The organism is Oleiphilus sp. HI0043 (assembly GCF_001634935.1).
Map to the genome: position 1 here is coordinate 1 of NZ_LWEY01000840.1, position 470 is coordinate 470.

Below are 470 nucleotides of genomic sequence, written 5' to 3' on the forward strand. Positions count from 1 at the left end.
TTTTCAATAGAAGTATCGTAAGCGTCTAGCCAAGCACACATAATACCAAACCCAACAATTAATTACGCTAGTTCCAAAATTCACAAGGAACTAGCACATGACTAAAAAGAACACCAAGAAAGCCAAACACGACTGGCCAAGTATCTTCGATTATCAAAAAGAGAGCGGGTTAACGGTTGCAGAATTCTGCTCCATACATAAAATCAGCACCTCTTCGTTCTACCTCAATAAGCACCGACGCTCGACAGGCAATAATTTTGTCGAAGCGAAAGTTGTTCGGCAAGTGTCTGAACAAGTCACACAGATCACTAGCTCTAAACAAATCATCACGTTAATCACACAAGCAGGTGAACTGACTTTTCCAGATTCGATATCACCTGACTTTTTAGTCAGAGTGATAAAGGGTTTATCATGAAGATGTTTGTTCAGCCTTCCCGCATTTATCTTCACCGGCAGTTTGTCGATTTCAG

General features: G+C 40.9%; 1 protein-coding gene. It reads left to right on the plus strand.

Translation table 11 applies throughout. The features are described 5' to 3' along the window. Positions 1–97 precede the first annotated feature (97 nt). Positions 98–415, plus strand: a complete 318-nt coding sequence (locus A3729_RS09555; protein ID WP_068510162.1) for a hypothetical protein — start codon at positions 98–100, stop codon at positions 413–415. The last annotated feature ends 55 nt before the right edge of the window (positions 416–470 follow it).

Excerpts from the sequence above, each read along its gene's own strand:
- A3729_RS09555 (WP_068510162.1), top strand. The coding sequence starts at position 98 with ATGACTAAAAAGAACACCAAGAAAGCCAAACACGACTGGCCAAGTATC.